This is a genomic window from Gordonia sp. SMJS1 (assembly GCF_029866425.1).
GTDB classification, from domain to species: domain Bacteria; phylum Actinomycetota; class Actinomycetes; order Mycobacteriales; family Mycobacteriaceae; genus Gordonia; species Gordonia hongkongensis.
Map to the genome: position 1 here is coordinate 1,043,779 of NZ_CP123381.1, position 18,208 is coordinate 1,061,986.

An 18,208-nucleotide genomic window follows, 5' to 3' on the forward strand; every position below is an offset into this window, starting at 1 on the left:
TGACGTAGTGCGCAAGTTCCTCCTGCCGACGATGTTGTCGGCCCTGATCCTGCTGGTCGCCGGATGCAGCACCGGCGACGACGCGGTCGCGCAGGGGAACACCTTCCAGTTCGTGTCACCGGGCGGGCAGACCGTCATCACCTACGCGCCCGACGAGCGCAAGCCGATCGCCGAACTCGCCGGCGAGGACCTCGTCACCGAGCAGCCGCTGTCGCTGTCCGACGAGCGGTTCGCGGACAAGGTCGTCGTCGTCAACGTGTGGGGTTCATGGTGCGGACCCTGCCGCGGTGAGGCCGACGACCTCGAGCGCGTCTACGAACGCAATCGCGCCGACGGGGTGGAATTCCTCGGCATCAACCTGCGCGACGACCGGGAGTCCGCCAAGGACTTCGTGCTCGACCGCAAGGTCGGGTTCCCGTCGATCTACGACTTCCCGGGGATGTCACTGGCCGCTCTGACCACGCCCACCTCGGTGGTGCCGACGACGATCGTCCTCGATCGTGAGCACCGTCCGGCGGCGGTGTTCCTCAAGGCGGTCTCCGACAACGAGCTCGACGAGGTCGTCAAGCGCGTCGCGGCCGAGCCGGCGGGGTCGATGTGATGGACCCCACCACCCTGGTGCTCGCCTCCTCGATCGGCGACACCTTCGCCGACACCGTCTCCAGCGGACCGCTGCTGCTCGCCTTCGCCGCCTGCCTGCTCGCCGGGCTCGTGTCCTTCGCCTCCCCGTGCGTCGTGCCCCTCGTCCCGGGCTACCTGTCCTACCTCGCGGGTCTCGTCGGGGCCGAGGCGCCCGCGGTGAAGGTGGGGGAGAGCGCCAAGAGCGGCCGGTCGCGGGTCGCGCTGGCCGCCGGCCTGTTCGTCCTCGGCTTCACCGTCGTCTTCGTCGCCGCCACCGCCACCGTCCTCGGCGTGACCAGTACCTTCGTGTTGAATCGCGAACTGCTGCAACGCATCGGCGGGGTCGTGACCATCGCCATGGGACTGGTGTTCATCGGTCTCATCCCGGCGTTGCAGCGGGAGGTCCGCTTCGAGCCGCGGCGGGTCTCCAACATCGTCGGGGCGCCGCTGCTCGGAGCGGTCTTCGCACTCGGCTGGACGCCGTGCCTCGGGCCGACCCTCGCGGCGGTGATCGCGACCGTCAGCGGGACCGAGGGGTCGACGGCGGCCAAGGGCGTGACCCTCATCGTCGCGTACTGCCTCGGCCTGGGCCTGCCCTTCGTGATCCTGGCGTTCTCCTCGGCCTGGGCCCTGCGCAGTCTCGGCTGGCTCCGCCGGAACGCCCGCACGATCCAGGTGATCGGGGGCGTCCTGCTGATCGGGGTCGGCGTCGCCCTCCTGACCGGCTGGTGGGACCAGTTCATCGTCTGGGTCCAGGTCCGCTTCGTCACCGACACCCAACTACCGATCTGAGTGCTGTCCTGATGACCGATGTGACCGACCGCCCGCAGGTGGACACCCCCGAGCCGGCCCCGAAGCCCCACTGGGCCCGCCGCCGGGTGCTGTGGCCGCTGCGCAACCTGTGGCGTTCGCTGACCTCGATGCGGACCGCGCTGATCCTGCTGTTCCTGCTCGCCCTCGCCGCGATCCCGGGTGCCCTGCTCCCGCAGCGCGAGCTCAACGAGCAGAAGACCCTGGAGTACATCGCCGCCCGCGGTCAGCTCGGCGTGTGGATGGACCGCCTGCAGCTCTTCGACGTCTTCTCCAGCGCCTGGTTCACCGCGATCTACGTCCTGCTCTTCATCTCCCTCGTCGGCTGCCTGACGCCGCGCATGGTCGAGCACTTCCACAGCCTGCGCGCGAAACCCGTTGCCGCACCGCGCAACCTGTCGCGCTTGCCGCGGCACGTGACCCACACCGTCGACGGGGATCCGGAGACGGTCGCCCGACGGATCGACGGCCGGTTGCGCGGGTGGCGTCGCGAGGTCGTGGTCCGCGAGCCGAGCAAGGCGTATCCGGACGGGTGCGTCGAGGTCTCGGCGGAGAAGGGCTACCTGCGCGAGTTCGGCAACCTGGTGTTCCACTTCGCGCTGCTGGCGCTGCTGGTGTCGATCGCGCTGGGCAAGATGTACGGCTACGAGGGCACCCGCAGCCTCGTCGCCGACGGCGAACAGGGACTGTGCAACACCTCGACCGCGGTCTACGACTCGTTCCGCGCCGGCAACCTGGTCGACGGCACCGACCTGTCGCCGTTCTGCTTCCGCGTCGACGACTTCTCGGCGACCTTCCTGCCCAGCGGTCAGCCCGACATGTACGACGCCACCATCCGGTACGCCGCGGGCAGTGACGGCAGCGTGGGCAACCTCGGCGATCCCGCCGGCTGGGACACCGCGTCGGTGCGCGTCAACGAACCGCTTCGCGTCGCGGGCGACCGGGTCTACGTCCTCGGCAACGGTTTCGCGCCGACGTTCACGGTGACCTTCCCCAACGGGGAGAAGCGCACGCAGACCACCCCGTTCGTGCCGGACGAGCTCCAGACGATGCTCTCCTCGGGCGCGGCCCGTTTCGACACCCCGGCGGGTCTGTACCCCGACGCCGACGACCGCCGGAAGAACCAGATCGCGCTGGAGGGCCTGTTCGCGCCCACCGCGTCGTTCCACGGCTCGCTGCTGACGTCGTCGTCGCCGACCCCCGACGACCCCTTCGTCGCGATCCGGATCTTCAAGGGCGACACCGGTCTGGACACCGGCAGACCGCAGAACGTCTACTCGCTCGATCAGGACCTCGTCGAACAGGGCCGCCTCCAACGTCAGGCGCAGGTCAACCTCGCGGTCGGCCAGAGCCACACCCTCGCCGACGGCACGACGGTGACCTTCGACGGCTACGAGCGGTGGGTGTCGGTCCAGGTCTCGCACGACCCCGCCCAGATCTGGGTGCTGGTGAGCTCGATCGTCATGCTCGGCGGTCTGCTGGTGTCGCTGCTGATCCGCCGCCGCCGCATCTGGGCCCGCCTGGTCCCGGTGCCGGCTGCGAGCGCTCATGCCGACGGCGATGGCCAGGACACCGATGGCCCGGACACCGATGGCCCGGACACTGGGCAACGACGTACTGTAGTAGAAATCGCCGGGCTGGCGCGTACCGATCAGGCCGGTTGGGGTGAGGGCTTCGACGAGCAGGCGGCCGAGCTGGTGGCCGACGACGCCGACGGACCTGCCTCGCGGCGGACGACCCGGCGGCTCTAGCGGCCGGCGAAAGGAAGCACATGAACACCGACGCTCCGGCGATGCCGATCGACGAGACCCTCGCGCGGTACTCGGACCTGCTCTACGGCACGGCCATGACGGTCTACGTCGTCGCGGTCATCTTGTTCCTGGGCGCCCTCGCCGCGGTCCGCGGCCGACGCCTCGAGCAGAAGCAGCTGGTCAACGCCGGGGCGAACGGAACCGACACGCGGGTGCCCGGGCGGGTCGACGAGTCGTCGCGCCGGACCCTGGGCGAGAAGCTCGGCAACATGGCGCTCCCGGTCGTCGTCGTCGGCCTCGCCGCGCACATCGGTTCGATCGTGCTCCGCGGCATCGCGACCGACCGTGCGCCCTGGGGCAACATGTACGAGTTCATCTCGATGACGTGTGCCGCGGGCGTGCTCGCCGCCCTGATCATCCTGCGCAAGCGCGAGCACCGCCCGCTGCTCTCGTTCGTGCTGTTGCCCGTCATCCTGCTGATGTTCATCGCCGGTCGCTGGCTCTACACCCAGGCCGCACCCGTCGTCCCGGCCCTGAAGTCCTACTGGCTCGCCGTGCACGTCTCGATCATCTCGGTGTCCTCGGGCATCCTGCTGGTGTCCGGTGTGGCTAGCATCCTCTACCTGATCAAGATGCGGTGGGCTCCGACCTCGTCCGACGACTCCGCCACAACCGCGACCCGTCCGGGTCTGGGCGGCGCAGTCCGTCGGGTCGTCGAACATCTGCCGTCCGTCGAGCAACTCGACCGCCTGGCCTACAAGTGCGTCGTGATCGGCTTCCCGCTGTTCGGCCTCGGGGTGATCTGCGGTGCCATCTGGGCCGAGGCGGCCTGGGGCCGATTCTGGGGCTGGGACCCCAAGGAGACGGTGTCCTTCATCGCCTGGGTGATCTACGCGGCCTATCTGCACGCACGCGCGACGGCGGGCTGGCGCAGCAATGCCGCGGCCTGGATCAACGTCGCCGGATTCGTGGCGATGCTGTTCAACCTGTTCATCATCAACCTGGTCGTCTCGGGGCTGCACTCCTACGCCGGTCTGTGAGTACCGCCCGGTCGTGAGGCCCGCCGGCGGAAACCGTCAGCCGGACGCCTCGCTCGGGGAGTTCTCCTCCGCCCGCTTGGCGATCGCCTGGGCTTTGACCAGTTTGAGCAGGTCGATGAGTGCGTCGATGGTGTCCGGGCACAGCGAACCCATGTCGATGCCGGACAGGTGGCTCCCGGTGACCTGGAGCATCTCGACGTAATTCTGTTGCTGCCGAACGCGTTCGAGGTCTTCGTCGGGGTTGGACAGGAAATAGGTGACGCTGACGTCGAAGGCGCGAGCGATGGCCTCGACGGTGCGGAACGACGGCGTGCGGGCCTTGCCGGTGCGTAGCTGGGAGATGTACGCGTCGGACAGCGAGTAGCCGAGACGGTTGGCCTTCTCGGCGATCTTCTTGCCGGTATATCGGATGCCGTTCTCGTCACGGCTGTGTTCGAAGAGGTATCCGATCTTCTCGGCGAAGCTCAGGTCGTCATCGGTCGACGCCCCTCGCGGAGATCGTCCCGGGTTCAACGGCGCCTTCTCTCGGTCCGGCCATCGGGGAGTCGATGGTGAAGTGGACAATACCCTACCCACGGGTATGTTCCGCAGAGACGTTCTGAACCTGGTCTCAGCTTTTCGGCCGCGCGTCACGCCTCAGATCTCATCACCGTCGGTGCCGTTGGTGCCGCGGGTGCGATTGTCCAGGTCGCGCAGGAAATCGGGGTCGTCGTCGGGGCCGAGCGGGCCGCGGGGACGGGATCGACGCGGGCCGGGCGAAGGGGTGTCGCCGGACTCGTCGGAGTGGGGCCCGAAGGCGCGCCACATGAGGAAACCGATGGCCAGCAGACCCAGAACGGCGAACAGATAGATCATGACAACCTCCCGACGACCAGCGTACGTGAGACGCCTGAGAGGTCAGGGCGAAAGCCGACCTGACCCGCACTTCTCCACTGATCGGATGAGGTCCGGCCGGGCGTCGGGTCGTCGGGAGAACTACAGGGCCGCCGGGTCAGTGGGCGCGGCGGTTGAGCAAGGCTACGACGTCCTCCTCGCGGAAGCGTCGGTGGCCGCCTGGGGTGCGGATCGAGCCGAGGATGCCGGAGCTCGCCCAGCGGGCGACCGTCTTGGGATTCACGTTGAACATCGCGGCGACCTGGCCGGGGGTCAACGTGTGCTGGCTGGCCAGTCCCGGGGTGATGTAGGTCGTGGGCGGTGCGGTCTCGATGCTGGTCATGATTCCCCCTGTGCGTGTTGGAGTGCTCGGTCGGTGCGCCGAGATGGCGAAGCGGCTCTGCACGGTGGTGGACGAGTTCCTTATGAATACACGCAAATCGCCCAGGTACTCGAACCGTCAGTGGGAGGTAAAGAGCATGCAAAGGCCCGCGACCTGCGGGAGCGCCGAGACCGCCCAGTACGCTGAGGGGGTGAGTGAAACGCCCGACCCCACCCCCGGCAAGAAGGCCACGCCCGACGCGGCCACCCGCGAGACCACGGCCGGCGACGCCACGCCGCAGGCGAGTGGACGCCCGATGACCCTGGCGTTCGCCCTGTTCGCATACACGTTCGCGCGTCTGCTGCTCGTCACCGCGGTCGTGGTGATCATCATGGTCGGCGGCAACCTGGTCGGCGTCGAGGTGCCGTTCCTCGTGGCGGCGGTGTTCGGGGTGCTGATCGCGCTCCCGCTCGGCATGGTCCTGTTCAAGACCCTGCGTCTGAAGGTCAACAGCGAGATCGCGGCACTGGAGGCCGGTCGCCGTTCCAAGCACGACGACCTGCAGGCCCGGCTCCGCGGCGAGAAGTGAGTTCGGCGACCCGTGGAACCCACGCGAGTCGTCGACCGTCGCGCTGATCGGGCCTGGACCCAGAACGCCGTCCGCCTCATCGAGGCCGACGGCCGGCGCAGTGCCGACACCCATCTCCTCCGCGTCGCGCTGCCCGCATGGTCCCGTTGGACCGTCGCCGACGGCGACACGAGCCGCGAGGTCGGCGTGGACCTCTATGTCAAGGACGAGTCGACCCATCCGACGGGGTCGCTGAAGCACCGGCTCGCGCGCTCGCTGTTCCTCTATGCGCTGTGCAACGGGTGGGTCGTCGAGGGCACGCCGGTGATCGAGGCGTCGTCGGGGTCGACGGCGGTGAGCGAGGCCTACTTCGCCGAGCTGATCGGCGTCCCGTTCATCGCGGTGATGGCACGGAGCACGTCCCCGGCGAAGACGGCACTCATCGAACGCCACGGCGGGCGGTGTCATTTCGTCGAGCACCCCGGTGAGGTCTATGCCGAGGCGTTGCGTCTCGAGTCCGAACTCGGTGGCCACTTCATCGACCAGTTCACGATGGCCGAACGGGCCACCGATTGGCGCGGCAACAACAACATCGCCGAGTCGATCTTCGCCCAGCTGGCCGAGGAGGAACACCCGATCCCCACCTGGATCGTCGTGGGGGCGGGTACCGGCGGTACATCGGCGACCCTCGGACGGTATGTGCGCTACCGGCGCCACGACACCTGGCTGGCCGTCGTCGACCCGGAGAACTCGGTGTTCCTGCCGGCCTACGCGTCGGCGGACGGCACGCTGACCGCCCAGACCGGCTCGCGCATCGAGGGCATCGGCCGGCCGCGGGTCGAGCCGTCGTTCATCTCGCAGGTCATCGACCGCATGATCGGGGTGCCCGATGCGGCGTCGATCGCGACCGCGCGGCGCGTGAGCGACCTCCTGGGTCGTCGGGTCGGTGGCTCCACCGGCACCAACATGTGGGGGGCCTTCTCGCTCGTCGCCGAGATGGTCGCCGCGCGCACGCCCGGCAGCATCGTCACCCTGTTGTGTGACTCGGGTGACCGGTACGCGACGACCTACTTCGACGACGACTGGCTCGCCGCCGGTTCGTTCGACCTCGGCCCCGCCGAGACGGTGCTCGACCAGTTCCTCGCCACCGGTCGCTGGACCGCCTGAGACCCGGGCCGGTCGCCGCGGGTGGGTTACGATCCGGGAGTGTCGATGGAACCCGGGCGGACGCCCGGCACCGGAAGTGCCCTGGTGGAAGCGGTCGATCTGGTGCGCGAGTACCAGATGGGCGAGGAACGGGTTCGCGCCCTCGACGGTCTGAACCTGTCCATCGACGGCGGTCAGTTCGTCTCGGTGGTCGGCCCGTCGGGAGCGGGCAAGAGCACCCTGCTGCACGTACTCGGAGCTCTCGACACCCCGACGTCGGGCCGGATCAGCATCGACGGTGTCGACCTCGGGGCACTCGACGACACCGCCGCCTCCGAGTTCCGGCGCAACCGCGTCGGGTTCATCTTCCAGTTCTTCAACCTCGTGCCGACGATGTCGGCGTGGGAGAACGTCGCGCTGCCGCGACTGCTCGACAACCAGTCGCTCCGCAAGGCGAAACCCCGTGCCGTGGAACTGCTTGCGCGGGTCGGACTCGGCGACCGGGTCGACCATCGGCCCTCGGAGCTGTCCGGCGGCCAGATGCAGCGCGTCGCGATCGCCCGCTCGCTCATCATGGACCCGACGATCCTGCTCGCCGACGAACCGACCGGCAACCTGGACTCCAAGACGGGTGAGGCGGTACTCGAACTGCTCTCCGAGGTCGCCCACGACACCCCCGATCGGCTGGTGGTGATGGTGACCCACGACCCGAAGGCCGCCGCGGTCGCCGACACCACCATCACGGTCCGCGACGGGAAGATCGCCTAGTGGCGCGACGGGGTTCTCGGGCCGCCGCCCTAGCCGCCGGTCTGACCCGCATCCGCCTGCTGAACCTGCGCGAGATCCGTACCCACCGGCTGCGCCTGCTCACCTCGCTGGCGGTGGTGGTCGTGTCGTCGGCGTTGCTGATCGCGGTGCTCGGGACCTACGGGTCGGCGTCGGAGTCGGTGCGGGACTTCAACAATGCGGTGTCGGGGGTCGCCGACATCGAGGTCGCCGGCATCACCGACACCGGCGTCGACGAGTCGCTGGCCGGCGAGATCCGTCGCGACGTCGACGCGGCGGCGGCCGTCGTGCCGATGATCCGCGGGTCGGTCGTCGTCGACGGTTCGGCCGTGCCGCTGCTCGGCTCCGATCAACGCGTCACCCAGCTCTCGGGCAGTCTGCGCGGCGCCCTGCAGCAGGGGCAGGCCGGGACCGGTCCGGGGACCGTCGACCTGGACCGACTGCGCACCGGCGTGTTCGTCGGCCCGGGACTCGGGCTCGACCGCGGAGACCGATTGACCGTCAACGGGATCGAGGTCGAGGTCCTCGAGGTCGTCGGCAACGAGCAGGCCGCCGGTCTCAACAACGGCCGCTTTCTCTTCGCCTACGTCGACCTCGCGCAGCGGCTCGTCGGACTCGAGGGCCGGCTCGACTCGATCCTCATCGTGACCGAGCCCGGCGCCGATCTGTCCGCCGTGCGCTCGCAGGTGCAGGGCATCGTGGACGGCCGCGCGGTGGTGGTCGATCCGGACTTCCGCGCCAAGCAGGCCGAGGTCGCGAGTTCGGTGACCCGCGATGCGACCCTGCTGGTCTCGCTCGTGTCGCTGGTGATCGCCGCCTTCCTGGTGTTCAACACGATGAACATGGCGGTGGCGTCGCGGCGGAGGTCGCTGGCGATGATCCGGGCGTTGGGCGCCAAGCGGTCTCACCTCGTCGGGGACATGCTCGGCGAGGCCGCGCTGATGGGTTTCGTCGGCGGCGTACTCGGCATCCCCCTCGGAATCCTGGCCGGGCGGGCGGTGATCAGCAGCCTGCCCGAACCCCCGGCCGATTCCGTCGGCACCGTCATCAACTACCACCTGCCCGGGTACGCGCCCGCGGCGGCGGTGATCGCCTGCGTGGTCGCGTGTGTCGCGGCGACGACGCTGGCCGCGCGGGCGGTGTTCGCGGTCTCGCCGGTGGAGGCGATGGCTCCGGTCGAGGTGTCGGACTCCGCCGCGCGGCGTGGTCCCGCGGTGGTGATCGCCGCGGTGCTCGGGGTCGCCGGCCTGATCGCGTCGTGGGTGGTCGTGGCAACCGTGCCGGGCCGCCCGGCCATCGTGGCCGGCGTCTTCTATCTGGTCGGCGCGCTGCTGCTGTGCTTCGCGCTGTCGAAACCGCTGGCCTGGGCGGTGGTTCGGGTGGCGCGCTGGTTCGGTGGCCCCGGACAGCTCGCCTCGGTGAACAGCGAGCGCGCCCCGCGGCGCGCGTGGGCGACGCTGATGACGGTCGCGGTGGCCATCGCGGTCGGCATGGGGACGTCGGGAGCACTGGACAACCTCGTCTCGTCGATGTCGAAATCGCTCGACGGACTGGGGGATCCGGACTTCTACGTGTCGTCGACGTCGGCCGCGAGCCTGCCCCTGGGTCCGATCCTGCCGCCCTCGGTGGCCGAACGCGTTGCGGCGGTTCCCGGGGTCACCGAGGTCGTCGGTGGTCAGTGGGCCGCGGTCAACATCGGCGAGAGCAAAGCGAATGTGCAAGGGCTCGAGCCGGGTTCGCGCGCACCGTTCATGCGCAAGGCGTCGCCGGAAGCGGTGGCGAGCGTCCTCGCCGGCGACGGCATCCTGATGTCGAACGTGCTGGCCCGCGCATTGGGCGTGGGCACGGGCGACACGGTGGAACTCGCGACCCCCAACGGTCCGCGGCAGACGGTCGTGCGCGACACCGTCGACTATGTCTCCCTCGACTCCGGTGTGGCGGCCATGTCGCAGGAGTTGCTGGGGGAGTGGTTCGATCGCGACGGCGACACCTACCTGCAGGTGATCACCTCGCCCGATGCCGACCCGGAGCAGGTCCGCCGGGACCTCGAGGCGCTCGTCGACGGCGTCCCGACGACGGGCAACAAGCCCATCAGTGTCTACAGCGGTGCCGAGGCCCTCGCGGCCACCCAGGCCACTGTCGAGCAGGCGGGCGCGTTCGCGGTCGCCATCCAGTGGATCGTCGCCGGTGCGGCCGCGATCGCACTGCTCAACACGCTGCTGCTGTCGGTCCTCGAACGACGCCGCGAACTGGGCGTCCTGCGGGCGATGGGGGCCTCCCGCCGGTTCGTCTCGCGGACGGTGCTCGCCGAGGCGGGAGCGGTCGCCCTGGTCGGGTCGGTCCTCGGCGTCGCCCTCGGTGCCGCCATGCATCTGCTCAGCAACCAGATCCTGACCATCACGACGTCCCTGACGGTGCTGTACTCGCCACGGCCGTCGGCCCTGCTCTTCGTGACCATCGCCGTGGCTCTCTGCCTGATCGGTGCGTTCGTCCCCGCGGTCCGGGCCGGGCGGATGAACATCAGCGAGTCGATCCAGAACGAGTAGTCCGCTCGCGGCGGCGCGATCGAATCAGATGTGCCATGCCCCGCTTGTCAATAATTCTTGACATAGCGGAGATGTCAACATAACCTGACATCATGCACGACGACCACAGCACCGACACCGCACCCGACGCATCGAGCGCCGAGCTGGCCGGAGACGCCGCGAGCGGCGATCCGGCGAGGGGCCTGGCCGCGGTACGCGCCCTGCGCACCCTGGCCGACCGGCTCGAGGACGTGCAGGTGGCCAACGCCCGTGCCCACGGGTGGAGCTGGCAGGCGATCGCAGAAGTGCTGCAGATCAGCCGACAGGCCGTGCATCAGAAGCACTCACAACGTGAGGCCCGCGCGAGTGGGCCAGAAGGAGACACAGATGTTCGAGCGAATCAGTCGCGATGACAAGATGCTGCTGGCTTTCGCCACGCAGGAGGCCGGCGACCTGGGTCACCGGCAACTCGGCAATGACCACCTGATCCTGGGCATGCTCTGCAACGCCCGCAGCCCGTTGTTCGCGCTGCTGGCCGATCAGGGGTTGACGCTGACGTCGGCCCGGGAGGTGGTCCGGAAGTACCACGGCGAGCACGCGGAACGGTCCGACACCGCGGAGACCGCCGACGACGAGTCGGCCCGCGAACGCTACGAGGAGGATCGAAAAGCCCTGCGCAGCATCGGAATCGACCTCGACAAGGTCCGGGAAGCGGTGCGCGGTCGCTTCGGTGAGGACCTGTCCGATGGCTGGGGCGAGCGTGCCGAGCGCGGCCCCCGAGGACGTGGTCACGGGCGTCGGGGGCACCGGCACCATGGTCGCGGTCGCGGACCCCGGCCGGATTGCGGCCCACAGGGTCTCGGGCCAGAGGGTTTCGGACCAGAGGGTTTCGGACCGGAGGGTTTCGGACCGGGTGGTTTCGGGCCAGGAGGTTTCGGGCTGGGTGGTTTCGGACCGGGCGGACCGTTCGGCGGCGAGGGGCCCTGGGAGCCGGGTCGCGGCCGGCGCGGACCGCGGGGCCGGGGCGCCCGTCCGCGTTTCGCGAACGACACCCGGACGGTGTTCGGCCGGGCCATGGAGATCGCGCGGGAACGGGGTGACCGGCGCCTCCGCGCGGAGTACCTGTTGCTGGGCATCATCGACACCGCCGACGACGCGTCGCGGGCGCTGATCGAATCCGCCACCACGGCCGACGAACTCCGCGCCGCGGTCGTGGCGAGCCTGCCCGACGTCGAGGCGCAGGTCTGATCGTCGGCGCAGGTCTGGCGTCGAGGTCCGTCAGGTGAGCGCGAGCGCGACCGCCGTGACGACCGCCCAGGCGAGCATCGCCTTCCCGGTCGTCCCGATCGACGGGATCAGTCCCGGTCCGGCCGCCCCGGTCCGGACCGGGGCGTAGGCCTGCCACAGCAGCGGGAACGTCACCAGTCCGAGCAGCGCCCAGGGGGTCGCGAAGGCCAGGACCACGCTGATCGCGAGCGGGGTCAGGAGAAGCACGGCGAACAGAAACCGGGTCCGGGCGTCACCGAGTCGCACGGCGAGGGTGATCTTGCCGGATTCGGTGTCGCTGGGGATGTCTCGGAGGTTGTTGACGACCAGCACGCTGCTCGAGATCGCACCGATCCCGATCGCGCCGGCCAGTCCGACCCAATCGATGCGACCGGCGGAGACGAACTGGGTGCCGAGGACGGCCACGAGCCCGAAGAAGGTGAACACCGCGACCTCGCCCCAGCCGGCGTAGCCGTATGGGCGTTTGCCGCCGGTGTAGAACCAGGCGCCGGCGATGCAGATCGCGCCGACCAGCACGAGCCACCACGCCGTCGCGATGGCGAGGACGAGCCCGCAGACCGCGCCGATCCCGAAGCACAGGAACGCGGCGGTCTTCACGGCCTTCGGCGAGGCGGCGCCCGACCCGACCAGGCGCATCGGACCGACCCGGTCGTCGTCGGTCCCCCGCACGCCGTCGGAGTAGTCGTTGGCGAAGTTCACGCCGATGATGAACGCGACGGCCACCGCCAGCGCGAGTACGGACTTCCACCATGTGACGTCGCCGGAGTGCAGCGCCGCGCCGACACCGACCACGACCGGCGCGATCGCGTTGGGGAGCGTGCGCGGACGAGCGCCCTGGATCCACTGCGAGGGGGTAGCCACGGGGTTCATCGTGTCACGGCCGCGCGCGCGAGTCGGCGGCTGCCCGGCAGGTGTGAAACTTCGTAGCGCCTGGCGCGACGACACACTACATCTGCGGCGACCGTCGAGCGATGGAACCGGTTGCGGCGCAGGTGCGTCTGAAGGTCATGCATCTTCCGCCGGACTTTCGGGCGCTCGCCCTCGAGCAGGACGGCGTGTTCACCGCTGCCGATGCCCGCGAACACGGCATCAACCGGTCGGCGGTGCACCGTCGGGTGCGGGCCGGCGAGTGGGTATCGGTGCATCCTCGTGTCTATCGGCTCGCCGACCACCCCGAGACCGACCGCACGCGAATCCGGACCGCGACGCTGGCCGTCGGCACTCACGGGGTCCTCTCGGGACTCGCTGCCGCATGGTGGCATGGGATCGTCGAAGCCCCACCCGCCTTGCCCACGGTCACCGCTCTCCGCGGCCGCCACGGTCATCCGGTGACGGGAGTCCGGATTCTCAACCGCGCTCTCGCCGACGCCGACGTGCTGACCCGGGACGGGCTACCGGTCACCGGGGTCGCGTTGTCGGTTTTGGAGGGTGCGGTAGAGGGCGGCATCGAGGTCATCGATTCCGCGCTGCAGCAGCGGCGCACCACGGTCGAGCGTCTCGTCGAGGCCTACGAGCGGCGACGCCGTTGCGTCGGCGCGGCGGACATGGGTCCGATGGTCGAGCTGCTGGAATCGGGTGCGCGGTCGGCCGCCGAGCGGCTCGCTGTCACGATCCTCCGGACCGCGGGTATCGAAGGGTGGGTGGCGAACCATCCGGCCTGCGGGTACGAGATCGACTTCGCCTTCCTCGACCGGATGGTGGCGGTGGAGATCGACGGGTTCGCTTTCCACCGCGACGCGGAGACGTTTCAGCGCGACCGTACCCGACGCAATGCGCTCATCGCGGCGGGTTGGACGGTGCTGAACTACACCTGGGGTGACCTCCGCGACCGAGCGGACTACGTCGCTACGTCGATCTCCCAGGCACTTGCGACCGCCGCCTGAACTGCAGCTGTCGCACATCGTTGCGCCAGGCGCGACGACACACTACATCTGCGCACCGAAGCGGGCCCGCAACGCGCGTCGGTCGTACTTGCCGGGTCCGCGGAGGGGGAGGGCGTCGAGTTCGACGACCCGCCTGGGGGCCGCGTACTTGTCGAGCCGCTCGGTGACCGAATCGCGAATGCGGTTGACGTCGAGGCGTTCTCCGGGACGGACGACGACGAATGCGGTGACCACCTCGCCGAGCCGGTCGTCGGGGAGTCCGACGACGACGCATTCGGCGACCGCCGGGTCGTCGGCGATGACGGCCTCGACGACCTGCGGTACGACGGTCAGCCCGCCGGTCGAGATGGCCTCGTCGGCGCGGCCGACGATCGAGAGCAGTCCGGCGTCGTCGACGCGGCCGAGGTCGTCGGTGCGGAACCAGCCCGGCTCGGCGAAGGCCGGATGGTCGGGCAGATTGCGATAGCCGGAGGCGACGACCGGACCGCCGAGCAGTACGCGCCCGACGCCGTCGGGTGCCGGATCGGCGATGCGGGCCGCGACGCCGTCGAGGGGTCGCCCGTCGTAGACGCACCCTCCGGCGGTCTCGCTCATCCCGTATGTCGCGACGACCGGGAGACCTTCGTCGACCGCTCTGTCCCACAACGGTTTCGGGGTGGCCGCACCGCCGACGAGGATGGCGTCGAGCTCCCGCGAGGCGGCGGTCGCGGCGGGCTGGTCGAGAACCTTGACGAGCTGGGTGGGCACCAGCGAGGTGTATCGCCGCGGACCTTCGAAGTCGCGTACGGCGCGGGCGTAGACCTCGGGATCGAAACCGGCCCGCATGTCCAGGACCACCGGCGTCTGCCCGGCGGTCAGCGCCCGGAGCAGGACCTGCAGGCCGGCGATGTGGTGCGGTGCCAGCGCGAGCAGCCAATTGCCCGGCCCGCCCAGATGATCGGCGGTGGCCTGCGACGACGCGGCGAGGGTCGCGGGAGAGTGCTGCGCGCCCTTGGGGGTGCCCGTCGACCCCGACGTCGAGACGACGAGGGACACGGGGTCGTCGATCGGTGCGTCGACCTGCAGCGCCGAGGCGAGTTCGGTTGCGGCGCGGGCGTTGTCGGGCACGGGCAGGAAGGCCGAGGAACCGTCGAGGATCGCCCGGAGGTCGTCGACGTGGTCGAGCACGGCGGCGGTCGACGGCAGCGGCAGGGTTCGCAGGGTCCTCAGGACGGGTCCCCATCGGTCGGACGGCCCCCATCAGGATCGGGGTCGTCGCTGAACGGCCATCCGCGGGCGACGAGGTGTGCGCGTACCCGCGCGATGTCGTCCTCGTGCGGCAGTTCATGGGTGTAGTGGGTGATCTTCACCGCCGCGTCGATCCGCGATATCGGTTCGGGTGGTGGCGGGGACTCGCGGGCCAGCTCCGCCGACACCTGGCTCACCTCGTCGTCGGTCAGCTGCCGGCGCAGCAGCGCCACGAGCGGTATGTAGTCGTTGTGCGGGACGCCGTCGGGGTAGCCGGCGCGCAACCACTCCACGACCTTCTGCAGAAGTGTCGGGCGGTCCACGGGGTGTCTCCGATCAGAAGCGGGGACGATCACTTGTAGCCGAACGGGAAGATCTTGACGCCGGTGTGGTAGAAGATCGTCTGCCGGGTGATCCAGAGGATCCCGACGACGATCACCAGGATGACGACGCCGAAGATGAGATACGCCACGGGCTTCAGCGCGGGATGCGGATCGGAGGTCGTTCCGTCGGCGGCGACGGAACCCTCGGCGAGGGACCGCAGACGCAACCCGACTGCGAACAGCGCGGGCAGTCCCGCTCCCAGTACCAGTCCGACGATGAGGACTTTGCCGATGGCCTCGAACGTCTCCATTCTCAAGCGCTCCTCTCCGGGTCGTGCTGCACGATGATCTCGGCCGGGATGACCGGCGGCAGCGGGAGGGTTGTGTCGTCCGTCTCGGTGGCGACCGCTTCCTCCCACTCCTCGCCCGCGAGGGCCTCGCCCTCCCAGGCGTCGTTGACGTTCTCGTGGTCGACCTTGTTCTCCTGCGCGCGCCAGTACATGTAGCCCGACGCGACCACCAGGATCGCGAAGATGATGAGGGCCCCGGTGACGTCGCCGAACAGGTGCGCGATGAAGTAGCAGGCGGCACCGACCGCGCCGGCGGCGGGCAGGGTCGTCACCCAGGCGACGGCCATCCGGCCGGCGACCGACCAGCGGACCTGGGCGCCTTTGCGGCCGACCCCCGAACCCAGGATGGAGCCGGTCGCGACCTGGGTGGTAGAGAGCGCCATGCCCGCGGCACTCGAGGTGAGGATGATGGCGGCCGACGACGCCTCGGCGGCCATGCCCTGCGGCGAGGTGATCTCGACAAGCCCCTTGCCGAGGGTGCGGATGATCCGCCAGCCGCCCAGGTAGGTGCCGATCGCGATGGCCGCGGCGCAGCTGAACACCACCCAGAAGGGGAGTCCGTGGCTGACGCTCGACGCCTCGAGGTGTCCGGTGGCGATGAGGGCCATCGCGATGACACCCATCGTCTTCTGGGCGTCTCCGGTGCCGTGGGCCAGCGAGACCAGCGATGCGGTGGCGACCTGCCCGTAGCGGAAGCCGTCCTCCTTCTGCCGGTCGGCGATCCGGCGGGTGATCGCGAAGACCAGCCAGGTTCCGCACGCCGCGACCAGACAGGCGATGACCGGTGCGGCCAGCGCGGGGATGAGGATCTTGGAGGTGATCCCGGACCAGTTGATCCCGCTGACACCGATCGCGGCCAGGCCCGAACCGATCAGCCCGCCGAACAGGGCGTGGGACGAACTCGAGGGCAGCCCGAACAGCCAGGTGAAGAGATTCCACAGGATGCCGCCGATCAGGCCCGCGAAGATGATGAGCAGCGCCGTCGTCGCCGACAAGCCGGCCACCAGCTCCCCGGCGTCGGGTCCCGAGGTCTGCTGGATGTTCAGCACGTCCTTGGTGATGGTCGCCGCGACCTCCACGGACAGGAAGGCGCCGACCAGGTTGAGCACCGCCGACAGCCCGACCGCGACCTTCGGCTTCAGGGCGCCGGTGGCGATCGACGTCGCCATCGCGTTGCCGGTGTCGTGGAAGCCGTTGGTGAAGTCGAAGCCGAGGGCTGTGACCACCAACAGCACCAGGATCAGCATCTCGCCGCTCATGGTGACGATTGTGGGACCTACCGCCCCCATTTACCTAAACATCGGGCACAGTTCCGGTGCGCGGGGTCCCCGGCCGGCCGACCTATCGAACGTTCAACAGACCCTCGGAAACCGGTCGCCGCTGTGGAAGAATCCGTCGGCATGACATCGATGAAGCTGGGCATGCCGATCAACTACGCGGGCGACTTCCGCGAGACCATCAACAACCTCGCGGACTTCGAAGCCGCGGGCGTGCAGCGCATCGCGGTTCCGGAGGCCTACAGCTTCGACGCCGTCTCGCAGCTGGGGTACATCGCGGCCAAGACCGAGACGATGGAACTGCAGACCGCGATCCTGCCCATGTACTCGCGGACGCCCACCAACCTGGCGATGACCGCGGCCGGCCTCGACTACATCAGTGGCGGTCGCGCGGTGCTCGGTATCGGCGCATCCGGTCCGCAGGTGATCGAGGGATTCCACGGCGTCAAGTACGACTACCCGCTGGGACGCGCCCGCGAGCACGCCGAGATCTGCCGGATGGTCTGGCGCCGCGAGAAGCTGAACTACCAGGGCAAGCACTACACGCTGCCGCTCGACGAGGAGCACGGCGGCTCGGGACTGGGCAAGTCCCTGAAGATCATCAATCACCCCGTACGCGACAACATCCCGTTGCTCCTGGCCGCCATCGGCCCGAAGAACATCGAGTTGGCCGCCGAGATGTTCGACGAGCTGCAGCCGATCCTGTTCCACCCGGAGCAGATCGACGCTGCCTTCGGTGAGTCGCTGGCGGCGGGCAAGGCCAAGCGCGATCCGTCGCTGGGGGATCTGGGCATTGTCGTCCAGGCCACCGCACGCATCTCCGACGACGCCGAGCAGATCGACAACGCCAAGCAACTCGTGCGCCATCATGCCGCCCTGTACATCGGCGGGATGGGCGCCCGCGGGAAGAACTTCTACAACCAGCTCGCCATCCGCTACGGCTACGCCGACGAGGCGAAGCTGATCCAGGACCTCTACCTCGACGGCAAGAAGATGGAGGCCGCGGCCGCGGTCCCCGAGGACCTCGTCACGTCGATGTCGCTGATCGGTTCCAAGGCCCAGGTGGCCGAGCGGGTCGCGGCGTTCCGGGAGGCCGGTGTCACGTGCGTCCTGGCCTCGCCCACCGCGCCGACCCACGCCGAGCGCGTCACCGAGGTCGAGCACCTGCGCGACATCTTCGGGGGCTGATCGCGCGATCGGCGATTGTTGTCCGGAAAACGACGGCCCGTGTACGCACGGCCGTCGTTTTCCTTTCTCGGTCATTTGCTCCTCGGGTGCAATTCCGAGACATTTCACTACACTTCGACGATGTTCTGCCGACCGTGAATTCGGGTGTGCATTCACGGTGTGTCCGAATCCCGTCGCAGGTCGCGCGAAATACCATTCCGTTCACATCGATTAGCGTCAGTAACGGCGTTC

20 protein-coding genes are annotated in these 18,208 nt (G+C 69.2%); 12 read left to right on the forward strand and 8 right to left on the reverse strand.

Annotated features, from left to right (window positions below; translation table 11 throughout):
* Positions 1–7: 7 nt before the first annotated feature.
* The 4 genes from QAD21_RS04795 to ccsB are packed head-to-tail and all read left to right on the forward strand — an operon-like array spanning position 8 to position 4,222.
* On the forward strand, positions 8–601 hold the full coding sequence (locus tag QAD21_RS04795; RefSeq protein ID WP_165630521.1) for a TlpA disulfide reductase family protein: 594 nt from the start codon (positions 8–10) through the stop codon (positions 599–601).
* Positions 601–1,413 carry a cytochrome c biogenesis CcdA family protein gene (locus tag QAD21_RS04800; RefSeq protein WP_065629218.1) on the forward strand — a complete coding sequence of 271 codons (813 nt, stop codon included), beginning with the start codon at positions 601–603 and terminating at the stop codon, positions 1,411–1,413. The genes QAD21_RS04795 and QAD21_RS04800 overlap by 1 nt, the downstream gene beginning before the upstream one ends.
* Positions 1,414–1,424: 11 nt before the next feature.
* The gene (locus tag QAD21_RS04805) at positions 1,425–3,182 is read left to right on the forward strand and encodes a cytochrome c biogenesis protein ResB (protein WP_205333500.1); all 1,758 of its coding nucleotides are present in this window, start codon (positions 1,425–1,427) and stop codon (positions 3,180–3,182) included.
* Positions 3,183–3,202: 20 nt separating this feature from the next.
* On the forward strand, positions 3,203–4,222 hold the full coding sequence (gene ccsB / locus QAD21_RS04810) for a c-type cytochrome biogenesis protein CcsB (RefSeq protein ID WP_165630519.1): 1,020 nt from the start codon (positions 3,203–3,205) through the stop codon (positions 4,220–4,222).
* Positions 4,223–4,258: 36 nt separating this feature from the next.
* Here the strand turns inward: ccsB and QAD21_RS04815 are convergent, their stop codons facing one another.
* The 3 genes from QAD21_RS04815 to QAD21_RS04825 form a co-directional block, all read right to left on the reverse strand.
* Positions 4,259–4,735 carry a helix-turn-helix transcriptional regulator gene (locus QAD21_RS04815; RefSeq protein WP_058252664.1) on the reverse strand — a complete coding sequence of 159 codons (477 nt, stop codon included), beginning with the start codon at positions 4,733–4,735 and terminating at the stop codon, positions 4,259–4,261.
* A 123-nt stretch (positions 4,736–4,858) separates the two neighbouring features.
* Positions 4,859–5,077 (reverse strand): hypothetical protein, encoded by a 219-nt coding sequence (locus tag QAD21_RS04820; RefSeq protein WP_058252665.1) that lies wholly within the window; start codon positions 5,075–5,077, stop codon positions 4,859–4,861.
* A gap of 136 nt (positions 5,078–5,213) precedes the next feature.
* Complete coding sequence (locus QAD21_RS04825) at positions 5,214–5,438, reverse strand: BldC family transcriptional regulator (RefSeq protein WP_058252666.1); 225 nt, start codon at positions 5,436–5,438, stop codon at positions 5,214–5,216.
* Positions 5,439–5,733: 295 nt separating this feature from the next.
* Between QAD21_RS04825 and QAD21_RS04830 the strand changes: the two genes are divergently transcribed.
* The 6 genes from QAD21_RS04830 (at position 5,734) to QAD21_RS04855 (ending at position 11,690) form a co-directional block, all read left to right on the forward strand.
* The gene (locus QAD21_RS04830) at positions 5,734–6,006 is read left to right on the forward strand and encodes a DUF4229 domain-containing protein (protein WP_223258954.1); all 273 of its coding nucleotides are present in this window, start codon (positions 5,734–5,736) and stop codon (positions 6,004–6,006) included.
* Positions 6,007–6,018: 12 nt separating this feature from the next.
* Positions 6,019–7,152, forward strand: coding sequence for a PLP-dependent cysteine synthase family protein (locus QAD21_RS04835; RefSeq protein WP_065629221.1), 1,134 nt, complete (start codon positions 6,019–6,021; stop codon positions 7,150–7,152).
* Positions 7,153–7,197: 45 nt separating this feature from the next.
* Complete coding sequence (locus QAD21_RS04840; RefSeq protein ID WP_058252685.1) at positions 7,198–7,899, forward strand: ABC transporter ATP-binding protein; 702 nt, start codon at positions 7,198–7,200, stop codon at positions 7,897–7,899.
* A complete protein-coding gene (locus QAD21_RS04845) occupies positions 7,899–10,463 on the forward strand; it encodes an FtsX-like permease family protein (protein WP_058252669.1) in 2,565 nt (854 codons plus the stop codon). The genes QAD21_RS04840 and QAD21_RS04845 overlap by 1 nt, the downstream gene beginning before the upstream one ends.
* A gap of 92 nt (positions 10,464–10,555) precedes the next feature.
* A complete protein-coding gene (locus tag QAD21_RS04850) occupies positions 10,556–10,855 on the forward strand; it encodes a hypothetical protein (protein ID WP_058252670.1) in 300 nt (99 codons plus the stop codon).
* Positions 10,830–11,690: a Clp protease N-terminal domain-containing protein gene (locus QAD21_RS04855; protein ID WP_058252671.1), complete on the forward strand. Its 861-nt coding sequence runs from the start codon at positions 10,830–10,832 to the stop codon at positions 11,688–11,690. Before QAD21_RS04850 ends, QAD21_RS04855 begins: the two co-directional genes overlap by 26 nt.
* A 30-nt stretch (positions 11,691–11,720) precedes the next feature.
* Here QAD21_RS04855 and QAD21_RS04860 read toward each other — a convergent pair whose 3' ends face one another.
* Positions 11,721–12,590, reverse strand: a complete 870-nt coding sequence (locus QAD21_RS04860; protein WP_058252686.1) for a 1,4-dihydroxy-2-naphthoate polyprenyltransferase — start codon at positions 12,588–12,590, stop codon at positions 11,721–11,723.
* 146 nt (positions 12,591–12,736) lie between these two features.
* Here QAD21_RS04860 and QAD21_RS04865 point away from each other — a divergent pair, with 146 nt between their 5' ends.
* Positions 12,737–13,612: a type IV toxin-antitoxin system AbiEi family antitoxin domain-containing protein gene (locus QAD21_RS04865; RefSeq protein ID WP_058252687.1), complete on the forward strand. Its 876-nt coding sequence runs from the start codon at positions 12,737–12,739 to the stop codon at positions 13,610–13,612.
* Between the two features lie 42 nt (positions 13,613–13,654).
* Here QAD21_RS04865 and menE read toward each other — a convergent pair whose 3' ends face one another.
* From menE to QAD21_RS04885, 4 genes are read right to left on the reverse strand one after another with little or no spacing between them, the layout of a single operon-like run.
* On the reverse strand, positions 13,655–14,779 hold the full coding sequence (gene menE, locus QAD21_RS04870) for an o-succinylbenzoate--CoA ligase (RefSeq protein WP_280360582.1): 1,125 nt from the start codon (positions 14,777–14,779) through the stop codon (positions 13,655–13,657).
* A 38-nt stretch (positions 14,780–14,817) separates the two neighbouring features.
* Complete coding sequence (locus tag QAD21_RS04875; RefSeq protein WP_078113028.1) at positions 14,818–15,162, reverse strand: DUF3349 domain-containing protein; 345 nt, start codon at positions 15,160–15,162, stop codon at positions 14,818–14,820.
* Positions 15,163–15,191: 29 nt separating this feature from the next.
* Entirely contained in the window at positions 15,192–15,473 is a 282-nt protein-coding gene (locus QAD21_RS04880; protein WP_280360583.1) for a hypothetical protein, read from the reverse strand.
* Positions 15,474–15,475: 2 nt separating this feature from the next.
* On the reverse strand, positions 15,476–16,771 hold the full coding sequence (locus tag QAD21_RS04885) for an inorganic phosphate transporter (RefSeq protein WP_078113029.1): 1,296 nt from the start codon (positions 16,769–16,771) through the stop codon (positions 15,476–15,478).
* Between the two features lie 141 nt (positions 16,772–16,912).
* Between QAD21_RS04885 and QAD21_RS04890 the strand changes: the two genes are divergently transcribed.
* On the forward strand, positions 16,913–17,977 hold the full coding sequence (locus tag QAD21_RS04890) for an LLM class F420-dependent oxidoreductase (protein ID WP_078113072.1): 1,065 nt from the start codon (positions 16,913–16,915) through the stop codon (positions 17,975–17,977).
* Positions 17,978–18,208: the final 231 nt, after the last annotated feature.

Bases quoted from the DNA above. Each gene is read 5' to 3' on its own strand.
- QAD21_RS04820 (WP_058252665.1), bottom strand. From the start codon at position 5,077: ATGATCTATCTGTTCGCCGTTCTGGGTCTGCTGGCCATCGGTTTCCTC.
- QAD21_RS04865 (WP_058252687.1), top strand. From the start codon at position 12,737: ATGCATCTTCCGCCGGACTTTCGGGCGCTCGCCCTCGAGCAGGACGGC.
- QAD21_RS04805 (WP_205333500.1), top strand. From the start codon at position 1,425: ATGACCGATGTGACCGACCGCCCGCAGGTGGACACCCCCGAGCCGGCC.
- QAD21_RS04880 (WP_280360583.1), bottom strand. From the start codon at position 15,473: ATGGAGACGTTCGAGGCCATCGGCAAAGTCCTCATCGTCGGACTGGTA.
- QAD21_RS04885 (WP_078113029.1), bottom strand. From the start codon at position 16,771: ATGAGCGGCGAGATGCTGATCCTGGTGCTGTTGGTGGTCACAGCCCTC.
- QAD21_RS04855 (WP_058252671.1), top strand. From the start codon at position 10,830: ATGTTCGAGCGAATCAGTCGCGATGACAAGATGCTGCTGGCTTTCGCC.
- QAD21_RS04840 (WP_058252685.1), top strand. From the start codon at position 7,198: ATGGAACCCGGGCGGACGCCCGGCACCGGAAGTGCCCTGGTGGAAGCG.
- ccsB (WP_165630519.1), top strand. From the start codon at position 3,203: ATGAACACCGACGCTCCGGCGATGCCGATCGACGAGACCCTCGCGCGG.
- QAD21_RS04830 (WP_223258954.1), top strand. From the start codon at position 5,734: ATGACCCTGGCGTTCGCCCTGTTCGCATACACGTTCGCGCGTCTGCTG.
- QAD21_RS04850 (WP_058252670.1), top strand. From the start codon at position 10,556: ATGCACGACGACCACAGCACCGACACCGCACCCGACGCATCGAGCGCC.
- QAD21_RS04800 (WP_065629218.1), top strand. From the start codon at position 601: ATGGACCCCACCACCCTGGTGCTCGCCTCCTCGATCGGCGACACCTTC.
- QAD21_RS04890 (WP_078113072.1), top strand. From the start codon at position 16,913: ATGACATCGATGAAGCTGGGCATGCCGATCAACTACGCGGGCGACTTC.
- QAD21_RS04825 (WP_058252666.1), bottom strand. From the start codon at position 5,438: ATGACCAGCATCGAGACCGCACCGCCCACGACCTACATCACCCCGGGA.